Genomic DNA, 23230 nt, shown 5'->3' with positions numbered 1-23230 from the left:
AAGTACTATGAGCCAACCTAAAACAAAAAAAGAAACAGAAGATCTATTAGAATTATACAGACAAATGCTTTTGATCCGCCGCTTCGAAGAAGCTTCCGCAAAAGCATATAGCATGGGCAAAATCGGCGGCTTCTGCCATTTATACATCGGTCAAGAAGCTGTGGGTGTGGGAGCAATCTCCGCTTTAGAACAAAAAGATTATATAGTTTCCACCTATAGAGATCATGGCCATGCACTCGCGAGAGGTTTGGAACCCAAGTCACTCATGGCGGAATTGTACGGCAAAAAAACCGGGATCGTTTCAGGTAACGGCGGCTCCATGCACTTCTTCGATAAGAAAAAAAACTTTATGGGAGGACATGGGATCGTAGGCGGGCATATCTCTCTCGCTGCCGGCATCGCATACGCATCCAAGTATCGCGGAGACGGCGCAGTTACATTATGTTTTTTTGGAGAAGGTGCAGCAAACATAGGATCCTTCCATGAAGGAATGAACTTGGCTGCTATTTGGAAACTTCCCCTCGTTATGATCTGCGAGAATAATCACTATGCGATGGGAACTCCTGAATATAGGGCACTCTCAGTTAAAGATGTATCCGTAAGAGCAGCTGCTTATGATATCGCAAGAGATCATATAGAAGGTGACGAGGTCCGAAAAGTAAGAGAACACGTTAGAGTCGCTGTGGAAAGAGCAAGAAGAGGAGAAGGCCCTACCCTCATGGAAATTTCCACCTATAGATTTAGAGGCCACTCCATGTCAGACCCTGCAAAGTATAGAACCAAAGAAGAATTAGATAAATATAAACAAGGCGATCCACTTATCAAAGCGGAAAAAGATCTACTCTCCTCAGGCTGGGCCCAAGAAGAATTGACTAAGATGGACGAGATCATTCTCAAAACCGTAGAGGAATCGGTAGACTTTGCAGAAAAAAGTGAAGAACCTCCTCTTGGCTGGTTATACAAGCATGTTTATGCGGAGAACGTATAATGGCAGTACTCACTTATAGAGAAGCACTCAACCGGGCCATGACGGAAGAAATGGAGAAGGATCCGAATATCTTTCTCATGGGAGAAGAAGTAGGACATTATGAAGGTGCTTATAAAGTTTCCCAAGGAATGCTCGCTAAGTTCGGAGAAAAAAGAATCATAGATACTCCAATTTCAGAGAACGGATTTGCAGGAGTTGGGATCGGAGCAGCTATGGTGGGACTAAGACCTATCATAGAATTTATGACCTGGAACTTCTCACTGGTTGCGATCGATCAGATCATCAACTCGGCAGCAAAAATGAATTATATGAGTGCGGGGCAATTTCCGATCCCGATCGTATTCAGAGGAGCCGGCGGTGCAGGCGGAAGACTTGCGGCCCAACACTCTCAGTCATTCGAAAGTTGGTATGCTCATATTCCTGGACTCAAAGTGCTCGCACCCTATACTCCCTCAGATGCTTACGGACTTTTAAAAACTTCCATCCGAGACAATAACCCGACCATCTTCATAGAAAGTGAAGTATTATACGGTTCCAAGGGAGAAGTTCCGGAAGGAGAATTTTTGATCCCGATGGGAAAATCGGATATCAAAAGAGAAGGAACACAACTCACGATCATCAGTTGGTCCAGAGCACTTATGTATGTTCTTCCGGCAGCGGAAAAACTGGCAAAAGAAGGAATTTCGGTCGAAGTTTTGGATCTAAGAAGTATAAGACCTTTAGATGAGGAAGGGATTTTGACTTCTGTCAGAAAAACAAACAAGGTCCTTATAGTGGAAGAAGGTTGGAATGTGGCTGGATTTGGGGCGCAGGTTGCTTATCTGATCCAAAAAGAAGCATTCGATTATCTTGATTCTCCGATAGAAAGGATCACCCAGGAAGATGTGCCGATGCCTTATGCGGCAAATCTGGAAAGATCCTCTCTGCCGAGCGAGGAGAAGATAATCAAAAAAGTCAGAGAAATGATTAAGTAAATCATAATATTTGAATATTATTATATTATAAACAGGAAAAATAAATGGCAAAAATTTCCGAAATGACCCAGCTTTCTCCGACAATGTCGGAAGGTGTTTTGGTAAAATGGCTAAAGAAGAAGGGTGACTCCGTCGCTCCGGGCGAAATATTAGCCGAGGTCGAAACCGACAAAGCGGTCATGGAAATGGAAGCATTCGACACCGGGGTAATTTTGGAAATTTTAGCCCAGGAAGGGGCCAAACTCCCTGTTGGGGCCCCGGTTGCAATCATAGGAAAAGCAGGAGAAGATATTACTTCCCTACTTTCAGAGGCAAAATCCAGATCCTCTGCGTCCGTTCCTTCCCCGGCAGCAGTTCCTGCAGCCTCGCCTTCTCCGGCGACTGCACCTAAAAAGACTGAAAATGTAGTATCTTCGACAATTCCAGAACCTGAGGAAGAGGAAGTTCCCGCTCCGAAAGAGAGTTCCGTTTCTAGAGGACTTTCTCCTGGGGCCTTGGAAGGAAGGATCAAGGCCTCTCCTCTGGCCAAAAGGCTCGCAGAGGAAAGTGGAATCGATCTTTCTAAGATCAGAGGAAGCGGGCCAGACGGAAGGATTATCAAACGAGATATTGAGAACGGGATCTCTTCATTTTCCTCGAGCGGAACTTCTCCATTTGCCGGAGAAATCATCCAAGAAGAGAAACTTCCAATCTCAGGAATGAGAAAGACGATCGCTTCTAGACTAGTCCATTCCAAAACCCACCAACCTCATTTCTATTTGGATATGGAAATCGATGTGGACGCACTCGTTCATTTAAGAGAAAATTTTAACTCCGATCTGAAAGAATCCGGAGAAGAGATCAAACTCAGTATAAATGATTTTATTATAAGAGCTTCTGCGCTTGCGCTCCTAAAAGTTCCTGAAGTAAATTCTTCCTGGAGAGAAGATCATATCCTAAAACATGGAAGAGTGGATATAGGTGTGGCAGTTTCTATCGAAGGTGGACTGATCACTCCGTATGTAAGAAACGCAGACAAAAGGTCTGTTTTGGAAATAGGCAGGACGGTAAAAGAGCTTGCTTCCCGTGCAAGGGAACGAAAACTCAAACCGGAAGAGTTTTCAGACGGAACCTTCACTGTTTCCAATTTGGGAATGTTCGGAGTGGATCGTTTTGCAGCGGTAATCAACGAACCAGAGGCCGCGATCCTCGCAGTTGGAAACGTGGTATCTAAACCGGTAATCAAAAACGGAAGTATAGTCCCTGGTAAAACTCTTTCAGTCTGCCTTTCCTGCGATCATAGAGTGGTAGACGGTGCGGTGGGAGCCGGTTGGTTGGAAGTGTTTCGAAATTTTCTGGAACATCCTCTTCGGTTACTTGCCTGATTTTTTAATGGGCTAAGAAGCAGTGGATCAGGATTCCAATCTTAAAATAAGAGACCAAAAAGTTAAAAAAGCAGCAATGCTACTTCTATCCTTAGACAAGGATGCTGCTGCCAAGGCGTTAGCGCAACTGGACGAGAAATTGATTGAAGAGATCGTCCAAGAAATGGCAAAGATCAAAACGATCAGCAAATCCGAAAAAGAAGAGGTTCTTTTAGATTTCCAAGGTTCACTCAAGGACTTGGCTGCAGAATCCAAAGGCGGGATCGAAACCGCAAGGGAACTTCTACAAAAGTCTTTAGGAAAAGAAAAATCGGAAAACATATTAGGAAAACTGGATAGAAAGGATACCGAAGAGGATTTTTCCTTCTTAAACGATGCAGAACCTCAAACTCTCGCTCATCTTTTAGCTCCGGAACATACCCAAACGATCGCAGTCACTCTCGCATTTTTACATCCTAAAAAAGCAGCTGAAACACTTAAGTTTTTACCCAAAGAACTCCAAAGTAAAGTAGCGCTTAGACTCGCAAATACTACTAAAACCCATCCGGATGCAATTCGTCAGATCGCAAAAGTTCTGAAGAAAAAATACGAACAAAGAGATAAATCCGAATTCAGCGAAGCAGGAGGAGCGGAAGCTCTTGCAAATATCCTTAATCATATGGATAAATCTTTGGAAGAAACAATCCTGAAAGAATTGGAAGAACAATCTCCTGAACTCGCCTCTCAGGTCCGCGAAAAATTATACACTTTCGAAGATGTACTTCTTCTTAACTCCAAAGAGATGAGACTGCTCATCAATCGTATCGCAGACGATGATCTAATCGCGATCGCGCTCAGAGGAGCTTCCGACCAGATCAAGGTCCATTTTTTCGAGGCAATGTCTAAAAACAGAGCCAACGATATTTTAGAAAGTATGGATATCCGAGGGAAAGTGACCTTAAAAGAGATCACCGATGCAAGAAATAGCGTTCTGACTGCATTGCGTGATCTGGAAGAGATCGGGGAAATTATTATTAAAAAGGACTCGGAAGAGTTTATTTGAAACATTGGATAAGCGATCTTCGATCGCTTTATGAGGATGGTCTTCCGTAGGCGCAAATTTGGAGTATGGAAATTTCTAGCGAAATTTCACGTACCGGAGCTGACGGGACTCGCCGTTACGCAGTCTCGCATCGTGCGAGACTTGGCTCCACGGCGTCTTTTGCGCTCGCTTCGACATCCATGTCTTGCGGCGCAATCGTTTACGCTCCCGATGGGTCGCTACGATTGCTTACGCGCAAAAGCTTCGAGTCGAATTTTAGAATGAAGGGAAATTTCCGGAGCTGACGGGACTCGAACCCGCGACATCCTGCGTGACAGGCAGGCACTCTAACCAGCTGAGCTACAGCTCCTTTTATGAAGAACATAATTTCTGAGCGGGCTCGGGGGTCAATTCGTTTATCTGAAAAAGGGATGAATTTTTAAGTCCCTTCCATAGCCTTTCCAATAGCGGAGTTTTTCCGACCGACGGCTTTCTTAGATGCTTCACGAAAAAAAACCAAAGGATCTACTCGAAGAGAGGGTGTTTACTCTTTCCAATTTTCTATCCGTCTCTAGAGTTTTACTTCTTCCTTTTTTTATACAATTCACCCGTAAACATATCGAGTCTCCACGTAACGGAGAATATTTGTTTTTAGCAATAGGCACCTGCGTTCTTGCAGTACTCACGGATTTTCTAGACGGGTTTCTAGCCCGCCTTCTCTCTCAAGAATCCGTCTTGGGAAAATACTTGGATCCTATCTGCGATAAATTCGTCACCATAGGCGGACTTTCGGTAATCGTTCATTATTATCAGTTTCCTCTTTGGATCCTTCTCATATATATCTTAAGAGAAATTTTAGGAGTTTGGTTGGGTGGATTCTTATATTTAAAAAGAGGGATCCAAGGAAAACCGAATTGGTGGGGTAAGATTGGAGTGGGTCTTGTTGCGGCCGCGGTTCTTTGGTATATGACCTTGCCTTTGATCGGCCCTACCTTACCTGAAAATCATTTCTTCCATCATCCTGAATATTCAGGTTATGTATTAGTCCTGATCTTAAGTATTGGAGTGGTGGCTTATTCCAAAAGATACTGGAATATAGTGTTCCATCCGGAAAGATTCATCTTAGATCCAGAAGATAAAAAGCAGAAGAAAAAGTACGAATTGGTCTAAGCTTAGCCTAGATTGAATTTCCTTGACACCGGAGCCTAGTCACCCAATCTGTCAATCGCGACCGCTCGGGTGGTGGAATTGGTAGACACGCAAGCTTGAGGTGCTTGTGCCGGTTCGGTGTAGGGGTTCGAGTCCCCTCTCGAGCAATTCGTCCTACCTAAAACTCTTTCCCCATTTCGAAAAACCAACCCTCGGTAGAACTATGGCATCGGGTGCTCTCTCCGTTAAAGATTTTTTAGACAAAGCCAAACTTGTTTCATACGGCTTTTTCGGATTATTGATCCTATTTCTGATCTTATTCTTCTCTTCTCCTTATCTTTTAGTCTCAAAAGCGGATCCTAAAAAATCGGACGCACTTGTATTAGAGGCAATCGAAACAGGTAAAAAAGATAAATTCAAACAAGCAGCCGCTTTATGGAAGAAGGGACTGGCTCCCGTAATCGTAATTCTACATTCTCCACCCAGCCAAGATTCCGATTTGGGAATTGTAGGAGATCCTACTTCTTCCTTACAAACTTATCTGGTTTCTTTGGGAGTGGATGAGACTAAAATTTTAGTTTATACCGTAGAATCCGGTCCTCAGGAATTCCCTAAAACTCTCTTAAAGATAGCATTAGATCGTCAGTGGAAAACTTTTCTTTTGATAGGAAAAGAATACGATTCTGCAACCTTGTTAAAATTATATAGAAACGTTCTGGAGCCTGCGGGAATTTATATCGCAGTCTCCAAAGTGAGCGAAGGGATCGGATCCTGGGATTGGTTCACAAAACCGAAAAGCCTGGAATCCATTTTAGGAAGACTCTCGAAACATTTATACTTGATACTATTAGGAAATTAGAATGTCCCAAGACTTAAAAGAAACAAACGAACTCATCCAACAAAGAATCGAGAAGATCAAAAATCTAAAGGAGAAGGGAATAGATCCCTACCCTGTTCGATTCTTTCCTGATTCAGATTCAGCATCTTTGATAGAGATGTATTCTAAAACTCCTACAGGTCCTGAGAAAAAGTTTTTATTAGGCGGACGTTTGCATTCCAAACGTGTAATGGGAAAGGCAAGCTTCGCTCATTTAAAAGATAAGTCGGGAGTCATCCAACTTTATGCAACCAGAGACGATCTGGGAGAAGAGAATTATACTCTTTTTAAAAGTTTGGATCTAGGAGACTTGATCGGGATAGAAGGTTATCTTTTCCAAACCCAAAAAGGAGAAACTACTCTTCATTTAACCTCGGTTACACTACTCGCAAAATGTGTTCGTCCTCTTCCGGTTGTAAAAGAGAAAGACGGAGTAGTTTACGACGCCTTCGCAGATGTGGAACAAAGATATAGAATGCGTTATGTTGACTTGGTAGTAAACGATAACGTAAGAGAGACTTTTATCACTCGCAGCAGGATCGTATCCGAGATCCGTAATTTCCTAACTTCCGAAGGATTTTTGGAAGTGGAAACTCCAATGATGCAACCGATCGCCGGGGGTGCGGCGGCTAGACCATTCGTTACTCATCATAATACATTGGACATGCAGTTATTTTTAAGGATCGCTCCCGAGTTATACCTAAAACGTCTCATAGTAGGCGGATTAGATAGAGTTTTCGAGTTAAACCGTAACTTCAGGAACGAAGGAATTTCCACCAAACATAATCCTGAATTCACCATGATGGAAGCATATATGGCTTATGGTGATATGGGAAAAATGTTGGAACTAACTGAAAAACTCATCACTACTGTTGCCCAAAAGATCTGCGGAACTCTTAAGATCAAATACGGAAACGATCTAGTAGATCTTAGCCCTCCTTGGAGAAGAGTGAAATACGTGGATATTATCAAAGAATATTCAGGAATCGATTTCTCTCAGGTAAAAACTCTGGAAGAAGCAAAAGAAAAAGCAAGTTCCGTAAAAGTAGACGCAGGCAAATGTACTTCTATCTGGAAAGTTGCGGACGAGGTATTCTCCGAAAAAGCGGAACCGAATCTGATCCAGCCGGTATTCGTGACCGATTATCCTAAGGAACTTTCTCCATTAGCGAAATCGAATCCAGAAAACCCGGGTTATGTAGAAAGATTCGAACCTTATATAGTAGGTAGAGAGATCGGAAATGCGTTCTCTGAGTTAAACGATCCATTCGATCAAAAAGAAAGATTCGAAGATCAAGTAAAACAAAGAGAAGCAGGAGACGATGAGGCATTTATGATGGACGAGGATTATATCCGGGCGCTTGAATATGGAATGCCTCCTACTGGAGGTCTTGGGATCGGGATAGATCGTTTGGTAATGTTACTCACAAATTCTCAATCTATCCGAGACACCATCTTATTCCCTCTAATGAGGCCTGAATAAAAATTTCACCTTAAAAGAAAGGCCCGGATCATCTCGATTCCGGGCTGCTACCTTCCAGGCATTACATAGATAACCCGAACCATCAAAAGTTCGGGCAGTAAATTTTAATGATTCGTAATCGTTAGTTTTGCTTGGGAATCCAGCTTTTCCTTCAAGTCTTTCAATAAAGATTTCAAACTGTCCGTATTGGAAGAACTTAAAGTGAATGTACTTGTATTATCTCGGGAAGAAAAGCTGAACTGGACTTCTTTCGCGGAAAGCAATTTGTCGGCCACATCCGTAGGAAGAATGGATACTACACGAACAGTATCCCCGTAATCCGTAGAGGTCTTTCTGAGGTTATGCCAAGTTTGGTCTAACTTCATAGAAATCCCGATCGGAAAACTTTCCTCAAAAGAGCTCATATAATATTCCAAAAAGATCGGCTTCTCCCCTGTCTTATTCACAAGGATCCCTTTAAAATTCAAGGATCCGGGTTTTCCCACGCTGCAGAAGATTGCTCCCGGGCAGATAGGGCCACTTCTAAAAAGTGTCTGCTCCACCACGGGTTCAGGAAGGACTTGGACCCGAGCCGAGCAGGAATTCAGTAAAACCGCAGAAAACGCGGTTAAGATAGAAACTTGTAAAAAAGAGAAATTAGAACGGATCATTGAAAGGTGGTCTCCTTTGTGATTTCCATTCCATTCTTCCCACGATCTCCCAAAGGTGAAGTAAAAAATCCGTTTTCAGAGAAGCCAAGGATACGTTCCATGGTAATAGAACTATGATTTCCTACCCGAAAGAAAAGATAAACGTCCTCCTCTTAGAGAATGTACACCAAGACGCATTCCAACTCTTTCAAAAAGACGGTTTTAATGTCCGCCTTCTCCCCCAAGCACTGGGCGAAGACGAACTTTCGAAAGAAATCGAGAACATTCATGTTCTGGGGATCCGAAGTAAAACCAATCTGACCGCACCTGTTTTAGCCAAGGCGAAACGACTTATGACCGTAGGCTGTTTCTGTATCGGGACAAACCAAGTGGATTTAGCGGAAGCGGAGAAGAAAGGGATCCCAGTATTCAACGCGCCTTACTCTAATACACGTTCAGTTGCAGAACTTGTAATTGCAGAAGTTGTAATGTTAGCCAGAAGGGTCCCGGATCATATCCGAAATACTCATGCAGGTATCTGGAATAAAATTTCTAAGAACTGTTTCGAGGTTCGAGGAAAAACTCTTGGGATCGTAGGTTACGGCCATATCGGAAGCCAGGTTTCCGTACTTGCGGAAGCAATGGGTTTGAAAGTGGTCTATTATGATACACAAACGGTTCTTCCTTTAGGAAATGCGACCCCTATCAATTCTTATGAAGAATTACTTTCTATTTCTGATTTTGTAACCTTCCATGTGCCTGAACTTCCTGAAACGACAAATCTTTATGCCGCTAAGGAAATCAAGGCCACTAAAAAGGGAGCTTATATAATCAATCTTTCCAGAGGAAAGGTTGTAGATCTGGAAGCTTTGGCCGAGGCAATTAAGTCTGGTCATATCGCAGGCGCCGGAGTGGATGTTTTTCCTCAAGAGCCTGAATCCAATAGTGATCCATTCATTACTCCTTTGCAAAATCTGCAAAACGTAATATTGACCCCTCATATCGGCGGTTCTACGGAAGAAGCTCAGAAAAATATCGGAACAGAAGTTGCTTCTAAACTTTTGAAATTTGTAAATAACGGTTCCACTACTTTTGCAGTGAACTTCCCGAATATAGAATTGAATCCGATCCCTCAGGGAATGTATAGAATTCTGAATGTTCACAAAAACCAACCTGGATTCTTAAAGGATATTAACAGCATGGTTTCTGAGATCGGGGCAAATATCAGCTCCCAACATTTAGGAACCAGCGCAGAAATCGGCTATCTCTCCATGGTAATCAATATGAGCGTGGGAGATGAATTGAAAGAAAGAATAGAAAGACATCCTGGTTCTATCAAAACCAGAATTCTTTACTGATTTACGCTCATACCAAAAACTTCAGTTTATATTCTCTGGGAGAAATGATTTCGATTTTCTGGAACTGTTTTAATTTCAGAAGATCGAAATCTCCACTCAAGATCCAGTCCGACTTAGAAAATTCCGCAATATGAAGAATATTATCATCATCCGGATCTGAACAAATTTTCGGAGGAGAACCTTTGGGTTGATAAACCTTTGCCCCTCCCCTAAGATGATCTAAAACTTCTCGGATCTCAATATCTTTGATCTTAAATTTGCGAGAACATACTTCTCTAAATTCTGCAAGAATCCATTCGGACAATACAATCTCGTGATTCAACCAAACATGGTCGAACACCTCTGCAGTATAACCTTGGAATAAATAACTAGAAAGAAGTACGTTTGTATCTAGAACGATCTTCAAGAGATATCTTTGTAGATATCTTCTTCGCTGAGATATCCCGCTTTTTCCGCATAACTTTTCAGGTTTTTACGGAAACGTTTTGCTTCGGTTAAGAAGAAATATTGTTTCAGTGCAGCTTGGACCACTTCACTTTTGGAAACTTTTTGTCTACGTGCGCTTTTAAGTAACATAGATTCTAATTCCTCATCTAAACTAACCGAGACCACTTTTCTCATCTCAGACCCCTGTAATACAAAGTATGACAGTAGAAAAGCAAGAAAAAGAAAGAAGGGAAAGAGGAAAAGTGATTCCGGAATAAAAAATTTCCGAGAGAGAATGGAATGCTGCCAATTCGCTTAATAAATTAGCAAAATAGAAGAATGATCTGGATTGGTGGAAATATCTGCCATGTAGTAACTTCGACAAAATAAGGAGATTCGAGTCTCGAATCCCTGCAAGATCCGGCTCCTTCTCCGCTAAACCTCACAGTATGTTCGCTATATTAGAAAGGGACTTAATATTTTAGTGCATTGCACGATTTTCTTTTTGTCCGAGGTTGAATATAGGATTACTGGTATAGAAATTGCTTTAAATAAGATAATTCGCCTATTCAGCCAATTATTTCAGGATCGTAAAAGGATCTTAATCGGAACGTAAGCGACTTAATCTAAGCTTTTTAGAAAAACCGGGAGGAAAACCGCCATGAAATACAATAGAATCCCCTCCACACTTAACGTAGGCTTTCAAGTTTTAGAAAGTTCTAAGCTGAGAATTGCTGAAAATGTGCTCGTAGGAATCGTGCATAGGACCGAGGTTCCTTTGGAGCCAGGAACCAACCTGGCCTTGCAAGTAGGAACGATCAGTGTCTCCGGTTCCATCGATATTCCTATGAAAGTGATCAAGTGCGATCGTGTTTCCGATGCGGAATATGATGTGTTCTTGAATTACACCGAAAAGGATTTTGATAAGATCAAAGAGATCGAAGAACTGATCCAAACCTTAGCTTAATTAAGGTTTTTATAAACAAACACCGGGATGTCCCGGTGTCGTTTTGATCTTTGTTAAAAGGATTTCGTCGTTTTGGTTATGCGACGAATAGATCCGCTTTTTGGATCATGGTGAGAGAAATTGTGCTAGGATTCGCTTTTTGCGGGAAATACACGATCTCTTCGCCTACGAGTCTTCTATTTTTATCCAATTCGATGATAGAACCGTCTTTTAAATGAAGAATGATGTCTATTCCTCGGTAGTTCACGTATCTTTCCATTTGCTCTTTAAATTTGCTGCTTACCATGTTCGCCCCTAACTACAAAACGTTGGAGGAAAACTATTCCGGTACTATAAAAGTACAAGTTTTTTTTGGAAATAGTCAGGAAAATTTTTTATGTCTCGGAATTTTTGGTACTAAACATGTGTGAATAAAAAATACGTTATCCGACACCGATATGTATTTAAAATCCGTTTACTTCAAATTTGTTACGTAGAATTCCTCGAGAATGTTTTCAAGGACTTCCGGACGATCGTGATGCATATTATGGCCTGCATCTTCTATTTCAATATATTTCAAATTCCTAATATGAGAAAATACTTCTTTACTATCGTCGAGTGCAAGATGTGTTTTCTGTCCGTAGACTACGAGAACATTACATGCTATTGTTTGCCAAAGATGTCGAGTGAATTGAGGACTTAAGAACACTGGAGGACCGTTTTTGTAAGAAGGATCACTCTTCCACATATATCCGCCTTCTTCTGCCGGTTTTGTTAATGTTTCCGTAATTTTGAGAAGCCTTTCTTTAGGAAGTCTTGGATAGATGGGTGCAAGCCTTGCTGCAGCATCTTCTACAGATTTGAAATTTTTTTGGCGTTTTCTATCTTTTCCCGCAAGACTTAGTTCCCAATTTTCCAACCATCCAAGGAACCTTCTTCTTTCCTTTTCAGGATCTTGGAGAGAACTAAATCCTTCCAGACATATAAGACTTTCAACTCTATCCGGATAGAGTCCTGCAATTCTAGAACCTAATCCTCCTCCCATAGAATGGCCGAGTATATGGAATTTTTCGGGAAGAAATTTTTGGATGAATGTTGTGGTGTCCACCAAAGGAAGCATGAAATGATAGAAACCTTCTCTCAACCATTCCGAATCCCCATGTCCTCTATAATCGAAACGATATAGATCGAAATGTTTGGATAAATATTCTTCCTGGAACAAAAAGGTTTGGGAGGAATCCATAAATCCATGGAGTAAAAGTAATGCTCTTCCCTTTCCATTATCTCTTTTTGTATAATGGAGTTTATATCCACCTGATTCAAAAAATCCACTTTCTTGATTTCTATTTTGAGGATCCGAAACTTCCATAGGGTCATTTTGCCGGAAAAACAGATCTTGAAAACAATTCCTTTACGTTTTCTTTCATTTCAGGTACGGAAAGTTCTTTAATTCGTTCGAGGTCCCAACTTTCTTCGCTTTGAAAATTGCTTAAAAGTTTATTTAAATAAGAGATTATGCGGCCGTTTTCGTTTTCGCCGAGTGGGGAAAGTTCTCCTGTTTCGGAAAGTTTTAAGAACTTCTCCCTGGACTTCTCGGCCTGCATTTTAGATCCGCGTATATTCGGTTTTACAAAAACTTTATTCAAGGAAATAGCAAGTTGGATCCACCCATGTAGATATAGCCTTCTTCCTCCCGTTTCCTTCTTCCATTGGAATTCGAATACTTCGTGTAATTCGAAGTATCTTCCTTTTAGATAAAGTTTTCTTCCTTCTTCCCAGGCGTAGCCGAAACTTGCGTCCGCGTCCCCTTGTTTCACTTTTTCTAATATGAAGAGTATTTCAGGATCGAATTCCATTTTCTCCCCATTCTGATCTTGGAATTTTAGGTAGTTCTTTTTTGAAGATGGGAAGAATGTCCCGTACATATTTTCTTTTTCTCATTCCTAGAAGAACCGTTCCCTTTTCCAAAAGTGAAGCCAAATGAAATACCATAAGAGAAGATAAACTTTCGGGTGCTTCTCCATTTGGATGGAATCGAGAGGCCAGGCTTTCGTATAGTCCGGATAAATTTTCAGAAGAGCGGATTCGTATTTGTTCTTCCAATAATGGAAGCGCTGTGTTCAGAACTCTTAAGTATTCTTCTGCGGATTCTTTTCCTTTTTCAGAATATACTTCGTCGATGACTGCTCTTAAGATCGGGATCCAGGATTTTTGTAGAAGGACCTGAAATTGTTCTTCGGAGCGGACCTTCTCCCCGTATGTTTGCCATAGTTTGGAAAGGGAATTCCGGTTCGGATTGAGAGAAAGTGGTTCGAGAAGAGAGGATTCGAGTTCTAGGATTTGTAGTATCTTCGACTGATCCGGGGCTTGGCTCTGAGGAGTGTAAGATAGCCTGACCATTCCTTTTCCTGCTTGGAATGAGTTAAGAGGTCGGTTGATGAGCGGAAGAAGGTCGAAGTTACTACAGATTTCGAGTAGAGTCTTGCCTTCCGACCGATTCCTCAGGAATCCATCCTCGTACCAGTTCGCTGGGAACTGGACCACTGCGAATCCGTTTTCTTTTCCTGCAATTTTCTCCGCGATTTGTAGGCACTTCGACAAAGAAGTATGTGTATATTCCCCCTCTGGCAAAGGAAATGTATTACTAGAAATTCCGTAGAATTGGATTTTTCCTTCTTTTCTTGCCTTCTCTAAAAATAGAAATGCTTCTTTGATCCTACGATAGTATTCTGCTTGGGCTTCTTCTTTCGGAACTCCATTCTTCTCGGAATGACTCAGGAAATATTCAGGATTATGCAATAAGAATGCGTCGATAGTGGAAAGTCCCAGACGCTTTCTGGATCTTTCCAATTGGTCTTCCAAAAATTCAGGAGAGATACAATGATAACAACCTGGTTGGTAGTAAGTGATTTCCGGGAATTGGTCCTTCTCCTTTTCTTTGGACTCCACGAGTTTCATATTTTTTCCCTGGATGTATCCGGCCTTAGTGACTAAAAAAATTTCCTTTCGGTGAAGATGTCTTTTTTTGAAATTTTCTTCCAGGACCTTGCCTACTAAACTTTCGGCCTCTCCATCTCCGTAATTTGCTGAGACGTCGATAACGTTCACTCCGGAATGGAGAGCAAATTGAAGTGCTTCCTTATGTTCCGGATCTTCCAGCCCGATCCTATATCCACCGAACGCGATTCGGGAAAGCCTGAGTTCCCTGAATAAAAAATAGCCGAGTCCTTCTCCCTTTTTTCCCGGGGAGAATTTTTCCTTTCTCCCCTCGTGAAGGGGCTCTCTATACAAAGTTTGAAACGGATCCTTAGAAATCATTTGCGGTTTTTTGAATTTTCGCGTCGCACTATTACACTAAATGAGACCAAGTCTAAATATTCCTCGGCAAATGTCCATTTTTTGTCTTTTAGTTTAAAAGTGCTTTTCGTCTGAACCTGATTTTTTATCCTACTTTGTAGAGGGATTCTAAATTCGATCTTTCGTTTTTGCTCCCTTCCTCAAACAAATCGATGACTTCTTCCCATGATCCTCACAGGAGATTTTGAATGGATTTTCAAGCTGGATATCTAAGGTCGTCCATCGGTAGAAAGACTATCGTTGCGATTACCGGAATCATTCTCTTCGGCTTTGTGTTCGTACACATGCTGGGGAACCTCCAGATCTTCCAAGAGCCGGATAAGATTAACACTTACGCTGAGTTCTTACACAAATTAGGCGGACTATTATGGCTGGCCCGCGGAATTCTTTTGTTAGCATTCGTATTACACGTTTACTACGCTCTGAAATTGTCGCTTGAAAACAAGAAGGCAAGACCGGTTAGTTATGTAAAAGAAAGTACGATCCAAGCTACTTTGTCTTCCCGCTATATGGCTTTGACAGGTTCCGTATTATTAGCTTTCGTAATATACCATTTGCTTCATTTTACCATAGGCAAGATCCAACCTGAAAACTTCGCACTCCAAGAAACGATCGGGGACAGCCAAAGACATGACGTCTACTCCATGGTAGTCTTAGGATTTAAGAATGTTTATGTTTCTATTTCCTATATAGTAGCGATGACCTTGCTTGCGTTTCACCTTCGTCATGGAGTTACGAGTGTTTTCCAAACCCTCGGTTTTAATACAACTTTCTGGGCGCCTAAGACGAACGCATTTGCGATCCTCTACGCTTTAACCATCTTCATCGGCAATGTTTCCATGCCGGTTGCCATTCTTCTCAACTTCGTGAAAGTTCCAGGAGCGCAATAATGAGTTTAGATTCCAAAATCCCATCGGGTCCCTTGGAAAAAAAATGGGACGATTATAAATCCCATATCAAATTAGTTAACCCGGCTAACAAAAGAAAATATACGGTTATCGTAATCGGAACCGGTCTCGCAGGCGGTTCCGCTTCTGCTACATTAGCGGAATTAGGATATAATGTTAAAACATTCTGCTTCCAAGACAGCCCACGTAGAGCTCACTCGATCGCAGCTCAAGGTGGTATCAACGCGGCGAAAAACTATCAAAACGATGGTGATTCTGTTTATCGTTTGTTCTATGATACTATCAAGGGTGGAGACTTCAGAGCGAGAGAAGCGAACGTATATCGTTTAGCTCAAGTTTCCACAAACATCATCGACCAATGCGTGGCTCAGGGTGTTCCTTTCGCAAGAGAATACGGCGGACATTTGGATAATAGATCCTTTGGTGGAGCACAAGTTTCCCGTACATTCTACGCTAAAGGTCAAACTGGACAACAGCTTCTATTAGGAGCTTATTCCGCACTTTCCAGACAGATAGGTTTAGGAAATGTGAAGATGTATCCTAGAACTGAGATGTTGGACTTAGTTGTGATCGATGGTCATGCAAAAGGTGTTGTGATCAGAGACTTAGTTACCGGTCAAATAACAGTTCACTCTGCGGACGCAGTTGTTCTTGCTTCCGGTGGATATGGTAACGTATTCTATCTTTCTACAAACGCGAAAGGTTCTAACGTCACTGCTACTTTCCGCGCTTATAAGAAGGGAGCTTTCATGGCTAACCCTTGTTACACTCAGATCCACCCTACTTGTATCCCGGTTTCAGGAGACCATCAGTCCAAATTGACTTTGATGTCCGAGTCTCTCCGAAACGACGGACGTATTTGGGTCCCTAAAAAACAGGGAGATACTCGTAACCCTGCGGATATCCCTGAGAGCGAAAGAGATTATTACTTAGAAAGAAAGTATCCAAGTTATGGAAACCTTTGTCCTCGAGATATAGCATCCCGTTCTGCAAAAGAAGTTTGTGATGCTGGATTCGGCGTAGGACCGGGAGGCCAAGGTGTATACCTGGACTTCTCCTCTGCGATCAATCGTTTGGGAGAACATACAATCGCGGAAAGATACGGTAACCTCTTCCAAATGTATGAGCAGATCACTGGAGAAAATCCTTATAAAGTTCCGATGAGAATTTACCCTGCAGTTCACTATACAATGGGCGGACTTTGGGTGGATTATAACCTGATGAGTAATCTTCCAGGTTTATTCGTGATCGGTGAAGCAAACTTCTCTGACCACGGAGCGAACAGACTTGGGGCTTCTGCATTGATGCAAGGTCTTGCGGATGGATATTTCGTTCTTCCTTACACGATCGGAAATTATCTGGCAGAAGTTGGATTCGGAAAAACTCCTAGCACTGACCATGCTGAATTCAAAAAGGCTGAGACAGACGCAAATTCTCAGATCAACAAATTCCTTTCCATCAAAGGTAAAAGAACTGTTGATTCTTTCCATAAAGAACTTGGAAAGATCATGTGGAATAATTGTGGAATGGCAAGGGATGAGAAGAGCCTAAAAGAAGCTCTCGTAAAAATCCCTCAGATCAGAGAAGAATTCTGGCAGAATGTAAACGTTCCAGGTTCCGGTGCTGAGCTAAACCAATCCTTGGAAAAAGCGGGAAGAGTTGCGGACTTTTTAGAGTTCGGAGAACTTCTATGCTTAGATGCTCTTACAAGAGAAGAATCTTGTGGAGGCCATTTCCGCACTGAACACCAGATGGATGACGGAGAAGCAAAACGTGACGATGATAAATTTTGTCATGCGACTGCTTGGGAATGGAAAGGAGTAGGTGCAAAACCTACCGAACACAGAGAAAAACTGGAATTCGAGAATATTAAACTCGCAACGAGGAGCTACAAATAATGGACCTCAAACTAAAAGTCTGGAGACAGAAAAACGCAAAAGAGAAAGGCAAAATCGTAAATTACGATGCCAAAGGGATTTCTCCCGATATGTCTTTCTTGGAAATGATAGACGTAGTTAACGAGGACCTGATCGTAAAAGGAGATGATCCGATTGCGTTCGAGCATGATTGTAGAGAAGGTATTTGCGGTTCTTGTAATATTATGATCAACGGAGAGGCTCACGGTCCTCTTCCTGGTGTGACCACCTGCCAACTTCATATGAGAAGTTTTAAAGATGGAGACACTATCTACTTGGAACCATGGAGAGCGAAAGCGTTCCCGGTAGTAAAAGACCTAGTAGTGGATCGCAGCGGTTTCGACAGGATCATCCAAGCGGGAGGATTCGTTAGTATCAATACCGGAGGAGCTCCCGATGCAAACGCTCTGCCTATTCCTAAAAAGGATGCAGACGTTGCAATGGACGCAGCGACCTGTATCGGCTGCGGTGCTTGTGTAGCTTCTTGTAAAAATGCTTCTGCTATGTTATTCGTTTCTGCAAAAGTTTCTCATCTTGCGCTACTTCCTCAGGGCCAGGTGGAGAAAAAAGAACGCGTAAAAAACATGGTAAACGCAATGGACAAAGAAGGTTTCGGAAACTGTACAAACCAGTACGAGTGCGAAGCTGCTTGTCCTAAAGATATCAAACGGGATTTCATCCGAGTTCTGAATAAGGAGTTTATTCTTTCTTAAGAATTTAGGATAAGTTTTGATTGAGAAAAAGGCCTTCGAAAGAGGGCCTTTTTTGTTTTTAGAAAAAGGAATTAAAGAATAGAAGAAGTCCCTCCTTGCAAGATTCCTCCTTGGTAAATATACAAAATCCTACCTTCCAATTCTTTTTTTTCCATCATAGATTCAATAATACTAACAGACTTAGCGGCATATATCGGCTCTAAATAGATCCCGAATCGTTTTTGGTATTCTTTAGATTTCTCTAGCCAGAAGTTTCCTTTTTTGCCGTAGGAGAAATCAGCTTCTAACTTTTCCTTTGGATCGATTAGGTTTTCGTAAGGGAGATCTAATATTGGAAGTCGAAGTGACGACAAATAAGAGCCTATCCAAGGCTCAAACTTCTCCTTTTGTATACCTAGACAAATCCCGGTAATCGGAAGTTTTCCCCATAGATTTCCGGAAATCCAAGTAAGTCCTGAACCGACGTCTAAGACCACTCGATCGTAATGAGTCGGATCTATTTCTTCCCAGAGGGAAGAGAGACCTTCTAATGCGAAGGACGTGAATAGATATTCCGGGATCAGAAATTCATTGGAAGGAAGGGATTTTGTAGTATCTTCGACAGATTTCTCCCACTCTTTCCTCGTAAGAACCAATTCCAGCTCTGAAAACCTTTTAGAAATGATAGAAGCAGGAGTAATCAGCTCGGGATCCCTGGAATATCCCAGGATTTTTGTAGGCACTTCGACAAACCGAAAGAACAAACTCCCAGCCAGGATCGCATTTGAATGCAAATTCCCTTGCAGAATGATCTTCTGGATTTCCCCGGATCGGAGTTTCGATTCTAAACTTTTATAAATCCCAAGTAGTTTTCGGATCTTAGTCCCTTGGGAAAAAAAGATCCTATCTTCTCTTTTGATAAATAATTCAGAAGAATGTACTTTGAGAACGGAATCTACTCCGGTTCTGCGGGGACGCAAAACGGAGTTTTTCAAAAATTAATCTCCGGTTTTTAAGACTGCAAGGAAGGCTTCTTGAGGGATTTCTACGTTTCCGATCTGTTTCATCCTCTTCTTTCCTTCTTTCTGCTTCTCTAAAAGTTTTTTCTTACGGGTAATATCTCCACCGTAACATTTAGCGGTTACGTTCTTACGAAGAGCGGAGATACTTTCTCTGGCGAGGATTTTTCCTCCGACCGCGGCTTGGATCGGGATCATGAACTGGTGGCGAGGAATGATCTCTTTTAGTTTTTCGATGATCTCTCTACCACGGGATTCCGCCTTGGAAGTATGAACGATCATAGAAAGTGCATCCACGGATTCTCCGTTTACCAGAATATCCATTTTCACGAGTCTCGATGCCTTATATCCGCAAGGCTCGTAATCCAAGGAAGCGTAACCTCTGGTCAGAGATTTTAGTTTATCATAAAATTCGAAAATTAGCTCGGCAAGCGGGATCTCGTAAGTCAACTGCACCTTATCCTGAGAAAGATAAACAGTGTCCAACTGGACCCCCCTTTTATCAATCGCCAAGGACATGATATTTCCTACATATTCATTCGGAGTAATGATAGAAGCTTTTACATAAGGTTCTTCCGTGGCTTCTATAAAAACCGGATCAGGAAATTTAGAAGGGTTATCTATATCGAATACTTCTCCGTTTTTCATTCGGATCGTATACTTTACGGAAGGAGCGGTAGTGATCAGATCAAGATTGAATTCCCTTTCTAATCTTTCCTGTACGATCTCCATATGAAGAAGTCCAAGATATCCAACCCGGAATCCGAATCCTAATGCTGCAGAACTTTCTTTTTCATATACAAGAGCTGCGTCGTTCAGTTTCATCTTTTCGATCGCATCTACTAGTTCTTCGAATTGTTCTCCCATAATAGGAAATAATCCTGCAAACACCATTGGTTTTGCGTCTTTATAACCTGGAACTGCTTCTGCACTTGGATTGGAATATAAGGTAACAGTATCTCCGGTCCTTGCATCGGAAACTTTTTTGATACCTGCTATGATATATCCTACTTCGCCAGCAGTGAGAGAATCCGTAGGTGTTAAACCAATTCCTTTGATACCGACTTCGTTGACTGTAAAATCCTTTTGGCTGCTCATCAAAAGGATCCTGTCTCCTTTTTTAACGGTGCCGTCAAATACTCTGATCTTGATCACAACTCCCATATAAGGATCGAAATAAGAATCATAGATTAGAGCTTTAAGAGGACCCTTAGGATCTCCCTTAGGAGGAGGAATTTGTTTTGTGATCTCTTCTAGAACTGCTTGGACATTCAGACCTGTTTTTGCGGAAATCGCCACCGCATTCTCCGCATCCAAACCTAAGCTGTCTTCGATCTGAAGTTTAGTCTTCTCCACGTCTGCCGCAGGAAGATCCACCTTATTCATAACCGGAATGATTGCTAGATCCTGCTCCATCGCAAGATACAAGTTCGCTAAGGTTTGTGCCTCTACTCCTTGGCTCGCATCCACAATAAGAAGCACACCTTCGCATGCTTTTAAGGATCTGGATACTTCGTAAGTAAAATCCACGTGGCCTGGAGTATCGATCAGGTTCATCGTATACGTATTACCGTCGGCAGCGGTATAATTAAATGTGGCGTTGTTCGCCTTGATCGTGATCCCTCTCTCCCTTTCTATATCCATGGAGTCCAGGATCTGATCTTTTTTAGTCCGGTCATCAGTGATCCTGCCTATTTCCAAAAGTCTGTCGGCTAAAGTGGACTTACCGTGGTCAATATGGGCGATAATCGAGAAATTGCGGATGAATTGTTGGCGATCGGACATTGCTAAAAACAAAGTCCAGCGAGACGGACCCCCTGAAAAGCCTTTTACTGAGGGAAATTTGTCCCCGGTCCCTTTCAGGACCGAGGAAGATTCAGATGAAAAGGAAATCTAGTTTATATTTCCATACACATTATTATCCGGCTGTAGGTTCGAACATTGTCCGAATAAAACGCCTACTGTAGGTGCAAGGCCCAAAGCACCAAATAATTTGATCTCATCCACGCATGCATTCACATCGTCCTTTGCATAGTATTCACTAGGCTTAATTCCTGCCAAAATAGGAGGAAGAACGATATTATTCACATAAGTGGTTCCTGTAAAATCGCCTGTAGAGATCGCGTATAATTGAGCAGCTACAGTCGCCGCATCTTTTATTTTATCCTTTGCCTCGCTTCCTTTATAACGATTCGTTAATCCGGTAGTGTTTAACGCTACGCAGTTTACTGCGATCATTAGAATAAATAAGAGCGGTAATATTCCGATCCGCATTGGCAACCTCTTTAAAGAAAATTTTGGACTCTGTTTTGATTTTCTAAAACGAAACCGTTTCTATTACAAGTAGTTTTAGATATTTGGAAATCATTTGCCTGAAATTAATTTCCGATCCTGATCCCGTATTTTTCTAATTGCTCCGGATCACAGGAAAACTGGGCAATATCTATCTGTTTGTGATGATCAAAAAGGAAGGTTGTCATCTTTCCGAAAAATTTTCCTTCATATTTTTCTTCTACAAAACGTAACCAGGAAATGATATCTATCAGTTCATGACAGATGAATTCGTAATTATAATCGGATCTGGGATCCTTAAATTTATCTCGAACATTATAAATTTTATCTTCATCTAAAAGTAATACGTTTTCCAATGTAAAGGGATAATCCTTTAATCCTCCAGCAAGTCCAATCTGATAAAAACTTTCAGCGTCTTTTTTGTTACGGAATGCGGTGGTCCTTGCATCTCCGAAATAAGAAAAATTTTCAGGAGTAAGTTCTGCAACGATCCTTGATTTTCCGACAGTAGTTCCAGGATATTCAACTTGGTGGTCTATCAAAAGTCCTTTCGAGTCCTTCGCTGGAGGTTCTATAACGCAGTAACCCTTTTCCCAAACTAAAGCAAATGGAGAAGATACGGAGATCATTTTTCTTTTATCCAATCTTTTCAAATTTCCTTTAGCATGGTCCATATAGACACGATCACAATAATCGAAGGTAGGAAAACTGGATTCAGCCAAAGTAAAATCAGCATACACTCCAAATGCCAACATCCAAGCGAGAGGATGTTCTATTACTTTTACTTCCCCTAATTGTATATTATGATTTCCTTTTATACATTTCAGGCTGTCCAGCTCGTATCTGACTCCGTTCCAGCTAAAACCGGATCTACCATTCTGGACGGGACCAACTTTGATCACGGATTCTTTATTCTCGAAGGTAGCCTTACCTTCTACGCTGAATTCATTTTGGATTGTATAAGAATCAGAAGGATCGATATCCACATTTTGAGAAAACTCAGGTGGAAGATTCAAAATTTCCGGATTTCGATCCGAAAGTAAGTCCTTGATTTCTGAAATTTGGGTCAGGACCTTCATTCTTTTTTAGACTTTCCAGACACCTTCTACAAATAAATAACTGAAAGAGAGCGCTCCCAAATATACGAACATGGTCGGGATCGCCCAAAGTAATTTTGTTCTAAAAGGTTTATGCTCCGTATGAAAATATGCGAATGTAGCAAATATTCCCAAAACGAACTCAGGTAACAGAACATAGATCGCAGTATGACCGATCATAGAAACATTCTGCGCATACCAAACAGGTATCAGTCTCATAAATTCTTCGGATAAGAAGAAGATCACAAATGCGCTTCCTCCAGCTAATATATATTTGCTGATCGGATTTGTATCCGGATATCTTTTCTCGAATCGAGTGGAAACATACACTATGATAAAAAGCGGGATTGTCCAAAGCCCTGCCATGTATGCGGATACAGTTCCGATCTTATAAAATCCGTCCTCAGGAAAAACTAAAACTCCGAGCACCCTGGATAAGAACCAATCCGGGACCACTTGTAGAATACTTACAGGCAAAACAAAAAGGAAAATATCCATCCAACGATCATGTTCCCAGACCTGCGCAACAATAGGCAGAGAGATATTATACACTAGGACCAGAAAGAACATTCTCCAGCCGCTGGTGGCAGGGATAGGAAGTAACAGAACTATGATACATAGTATTGTGAAGGAAATATGAAAGAATATAGAATGTTTCTCTGTGGTCTTCATCGACGGATTTCTATCTTTATAGCCGGCCGAGGCAATCTTTTTTCCTCCTTTTCCCGCTTGAT

The 23230-nt window shown here is 41.7% G+C and carries 24 protein-coding genes and 2 tRNA genes; 13 read left to right on the top strand and 13 right to left on the bottom strand.

Annotated elements, in window-relative coordinates:
• Positions 1–7: 7 nt before the first annotated feature.
• From pdhA to fliG, 4 genes are read left to right on the top strand one after another with little or no spacing between them, the layout of a single operon-like run.
• Positions 8–988: a pyruvate dehydrogenase (acetyl-transferring) E1 component subunit alpha gene (pdhA, locus tag EHR06_RS12165; RefSeq protein WP_135757248.1), complete on the top strand. Its 981-nt coding sequence runs from the start codon at positions 8–10 to the stop codon at positions 986–988.
• Positions 988–1962 carry a pyruvate dehydrogenase complex E1 component subunit beta gene (locus EHR06_RS12160; protein WP_135757247.1) on the top strand — a complete coding sequence of 325 codons (975 nt, stop codon included), beginning with the start codon at positions 988–990 and terminating at the stop codon, positions 1960–1962. Before pdhA ends, EHR06_RS12160 begins: the two co-directional genes overlap by 1 nt.
• 44 nt (positions 1963–2006) lie before the next feature.
• Positions 2007–3326, top strand: a complete 1320-nt coding sequence (locus EHR06_RS12155) for a pyruvate dehydrogenase complex dihydrolipoamide acetyltransferase (protein ID WP_135757246.1) — start codon at positions 2007–2009, stop codon at positions 3324–3326.
• 22 nt (positions 3327–3348) lie between these two features.
• On the top strand, positions 3349–4368 hold the full coding sequence (fliG, locus tag EHR06_RS12150) for a flagellar motor switch protein FliG (RefSeq protein WP_135757245.1): 1020 nt from the start codon (positions 3349–3351) through the stop codon (positions 4366–4368).
• Between the two features lie 275 nt (positions 4369–4643).
• Here fliG and EHR06_RS12145 read toward each other — a convergent pair.
• A tRNA-Asp gene (locus EHR06_RS12145) sits at positions 4644–4717 on the bottom strand.
• A 128-nt stretch (positions 4718–4845) separates the two neighbouring features.
• On the opposite strand from EHR06_RS12145, the gene EHR06_RS12140 reads away from it, so the two are divergent.
• The 4 genes from EHR06_RS12140 to lysS all read left to right on the top strand — a co-directional run bounded on the left by EHR06_RS12140 (position 4846) and on the right by lysS (position 7856).
• Positions 4846–5517: a CDP-alcohol phosphatidyltransferase family protein gene (locus tag EHR06_RS12140; protein ID WP_135757244.1), complete on the top strand. Its 672-nt coding sequence runs from the start codon at positions 4846–4848 to the stop codon at positions 5515–5517.
• 63 nt (positions 5518–5580) lie between these two features.
• Positions 5581–5663 (top strand) — tRNA-Leu (locus EHR06_RS12135).
• A 56-nt stretch (positions 5664–5719) separates the two neighbouring features.
• Complete coding sequence (locus tag EHR06_RS12130) at positions 5720–6355, top strand: hypothetical protein (protein ID WP_135757243.1); 636 nt, start codon at positions 5720–5722, stop codon at positions 6353–6355.
• Position 6356: 1 nt separating this feature from the next.
• On the top strand, positions 6357–7856 hold the full coding sequence (lysS, locus tag EHR06_RS12125) for a lysine--tRNA ligase (protein WP_135757242.1): 1500 nt from the start codon (positions 6357–6359) through the stop codon (positions 7854–7856).
• Positions 7857–7960: 104 nt separating this feature from the next.
• Here lysS and EHR06_RS12120 read toward each other — a convergent pair whose 3' ends face one another.
• Positions 7961–8506, bottom strand: a complete 546-nt coding sequence (locus tag EHR06_RS12120) for a hypothetical protein (protein ID WP_135757241.1) — start codon at positions 8504–8506, stop codon at positions 7961–7963.
• Between the two features lie 113 nt (positions 8507–8619).
• Here EHR06_RS12120 and serA point away from each other — a divergent pair, with 113 nt between their 5' ends.
• Positions 8620–9843 (top strand): phosphoglycerate dehydrogenase, encoded by a 1224-nt coding sequence (serA, locus tag EHR06_RS12115; protein ID WP_135757240.1) that lies wholly within the window; start codon positions 8620–8622, stop codon positions 9841–9843.
• A gap of 7 nt (positions 9844–9850) precedes the next feature.
• Here the strand turns inward: serA and EHR06_RS12110 are convergent, their stop codons facing one another.
• Both EHR06_RS12110 and EHR06_RS12105 read right to left on the bottom strand, forming a co-directional pair.
• Positions 9851–10249: a putative toxin-antitoxin system toxin component, PIN family gene (locus EHR06_RS12110; protein ID WP_135757239.1), complete on the bottom strand. Its 399-nt coding sequence runs from the start codon at positions 10247–10249 to the stop codon at positions 9851–9853.
• Positions 10246–10464, bottom strand: coding sequence for a ribbon-helix-helix domain-containing protein (locus tag EHR06_RS12105; protein WP_135757238.1), 219 nt, complete (start codon positions 10462–10464; stop codon positions 10246–10248). Before EHR06_RS12105 ends, EHR06_RS12110 begins: the two co-directional genes overlap by 4 nt.
• A 466-nt stretch (positions 10465–10930) precedes the next feature.
• Between EHR06_RS12105 and EHR06_RS12095 the strand changes: the two genes are divergently transcribed.
• Positions 10931–11236, top strand: a complete 306-nt coding sequence (locus tag EHR06_RS12095) for a PilZ domain-containing protein (RefSeq protein WP_167492297.1) — start codon at positions 10931–10933, stop codon at positions 11234–11236.
• A gap of 76 nt (positions 11237–11312) precedes the next feature.
• Here the strand turns inward: EHR06_RS12095 and EHR06_RS12090 are convergent, their stop codons facing one another.
• From EHR06_RS12090 to EHR06_RS12075, 4 genes are all read right to left on the bottom strand, one after another.
• Positions 11313–11522: a hypothetical protein gene (locus tag EHR06_RS12090; protein ID WP_135757237.1), complete on the bottom strand. Its 210-nt coding sequence runs from the start codon at positions 11520–11522 to the stop codon at positions 11313–11315.
• A gap of 168 nt (positions 11523–11690) precedes the next feature.
• On the bottom strand, positions 11691–12584 hold the full coding sequence (locus EHR06_RS12085; RefSeq protein ID WP_135757236.1) for an alpha/beta fold hydrolase: 894 nt from the start codon (positions 12582–12584) through the stop codon (positions 11691–11693).
• Between the two features lie 4 nt (positions 12585–12588).
• A complete protein-coding gene (locus EHR06_RS12080; protein WP_135757235.1) occupies positions 12589–13071 on the bottom strand; it encodes a DUF309 domain-containing protein in 483 nt (160 codons plus the stop codon).
• Positions 13055–14533: an aldo/keto reductase gene (locus tag EHR06_RS12075; RefSeq protein WP_135757234.1), complete on the bottom strand. Its 1479-nt coding sequence runs from the start codon at positions 14531–14533 to the stop codon at positions 13055–13057. The genes EHR06_RS12080 and EHR06_RS12075 overlap by 17 nt, the downstream gene beginning before the upstream one ends.
• Before the next feature lie 227 nt (positions 14534–14760).
• Between EHR06_RS12075 and EHR06_RS12070 the strand changes: the two genes are divergently transcribed.
• Genes EHR06_RS12070 through EHR06_RS12060 form a run of 3 tightly spaced genes read left to right on the top strand, consistent with a single transcriptional unit; the run spans position 14761 to position 18109 of the window.
• Positions 14761–15462, top strand: coding sequence for a succinate dehydrogenase cytochrome b subunit (locus tag EHR06_RS12070; protein WP_135757233.1), 702 nt, complete (start codon positions 14761–14763; stop codon positions 15460–15462).
• Complete coding sequence (locus tag EHR06_RS12065) at positions 15462–17378, top strand: fumarate reductase/succinate dehydrogenase flavoprotein subunit (protein WP_135757232.1); 1917 nt, start codon at positions 15462–15464, stop codon at positions 17376–17378. The genes EHR06_RS12070 and EHR06_RS12065 overlap by 1 nt, the downstream gene beginning before the upstream one ends.
• A complete protein-coding gene (locus EHR06_RS12060) occupies positions 17378–18109 on the top strand; it encodes a succinate dehydrogenase/fumarate reductase iron-sulfur subunit (RefSeq protein WP_135757231.1) in 732 nt (243 codons plus the stop codon). The genes EHR06_RS12065 and EHR06_RS12060 overlap by 1 nt, the downstream gene beginning before the upstream one ends.
• Positions 18110–18180: 71 nt before the next feature.
• Here the strand turns inward: EHR06_RS12060 and EHR06_RS12055 are convergent, their stop codons facing one another.
• The 5 genes from EHR06_RS12055 to EHR06_RS12035 all read right to left on the bottom strand — a co-directional run bounded on the left by EHR06_RS12055 (position 18181) and on the right by EHR06_RS12035 (position 23168).
• Positions 18181–19083: a PALP domain-containing protein gene (locus EHR06_RS12055; protein ID WP_135757230.1), complete on the bottom strand. Its 903-nt coding sequence runs from the start codon at positions 19081–19083 to the stop codon at positions 18181–18183.
• 3 nt (positions 19084–19086) lie between these two features.
• Positions 19087–20892 (bottom strand): translation elongation factor 4, encoded by a 1806-nt coding sequence (lepA, locus tag EHR06_RS12050; RefSeq protein WP_135757229.1) that lies wholly within the window; start codon positions 20890–20892, stop codon positions 19087–19089.
• 108 nt (positions 20893–21000) lie between these two features.
• Positions 21001–21381 (bottom strand): TIGR04452 family lipoprotein, encoded by a 381-nt coding sequence (locus EHR06_RS12045; RefSeq protein WP_135757228.1) that lies wholly within the window; start codon positions 21379–21381, stop codon positions 21001–21003.
• 104 nt (positions 21382–21485) lie between these two features.
• The gene (locus EHR06_RS12040; RefSeq protein ID WP_135757227.1) at positions 21486–22478 is read right to left on the bottom strand and encodes a UDP-3-O-acyl-N-acetylglucosamine deacetylase; all 993 of its coding nucleotides are present in this window, start codon (positions 22476–22478) and stop codon (positions 21486–21488) included.
• Positions 22479–22484: 6 nt separating this feature from the next.
• Positions 22485–23168, bottom strand: a complete 684-nt coding sequence (locus tag EHR06_RS12035; protein ID WP_135757226.1) for a DUF6989 domain-containing protein — start codon at positions 23166–23168, stop codon at positions 22485–22487.
• Between the last annotated feature and the right edge of the window lie 62 nt (positions 23169–23230).

This window comes from Leptospira dzoumogneensis (assembly GCF_004770895.1).
Classification (GTDB): Bacteria; Spirochaetota; Leptospiria; order Leptospirales; family Leptospiraceae; genus Leptospira_B; species Leptospira_B dzoumogneensis.
The sequence above is the reverse complement of the archived record's forward strand: the minus strand, read 5'-3'. Positions and strand labels throughout refer to the sequence as shown.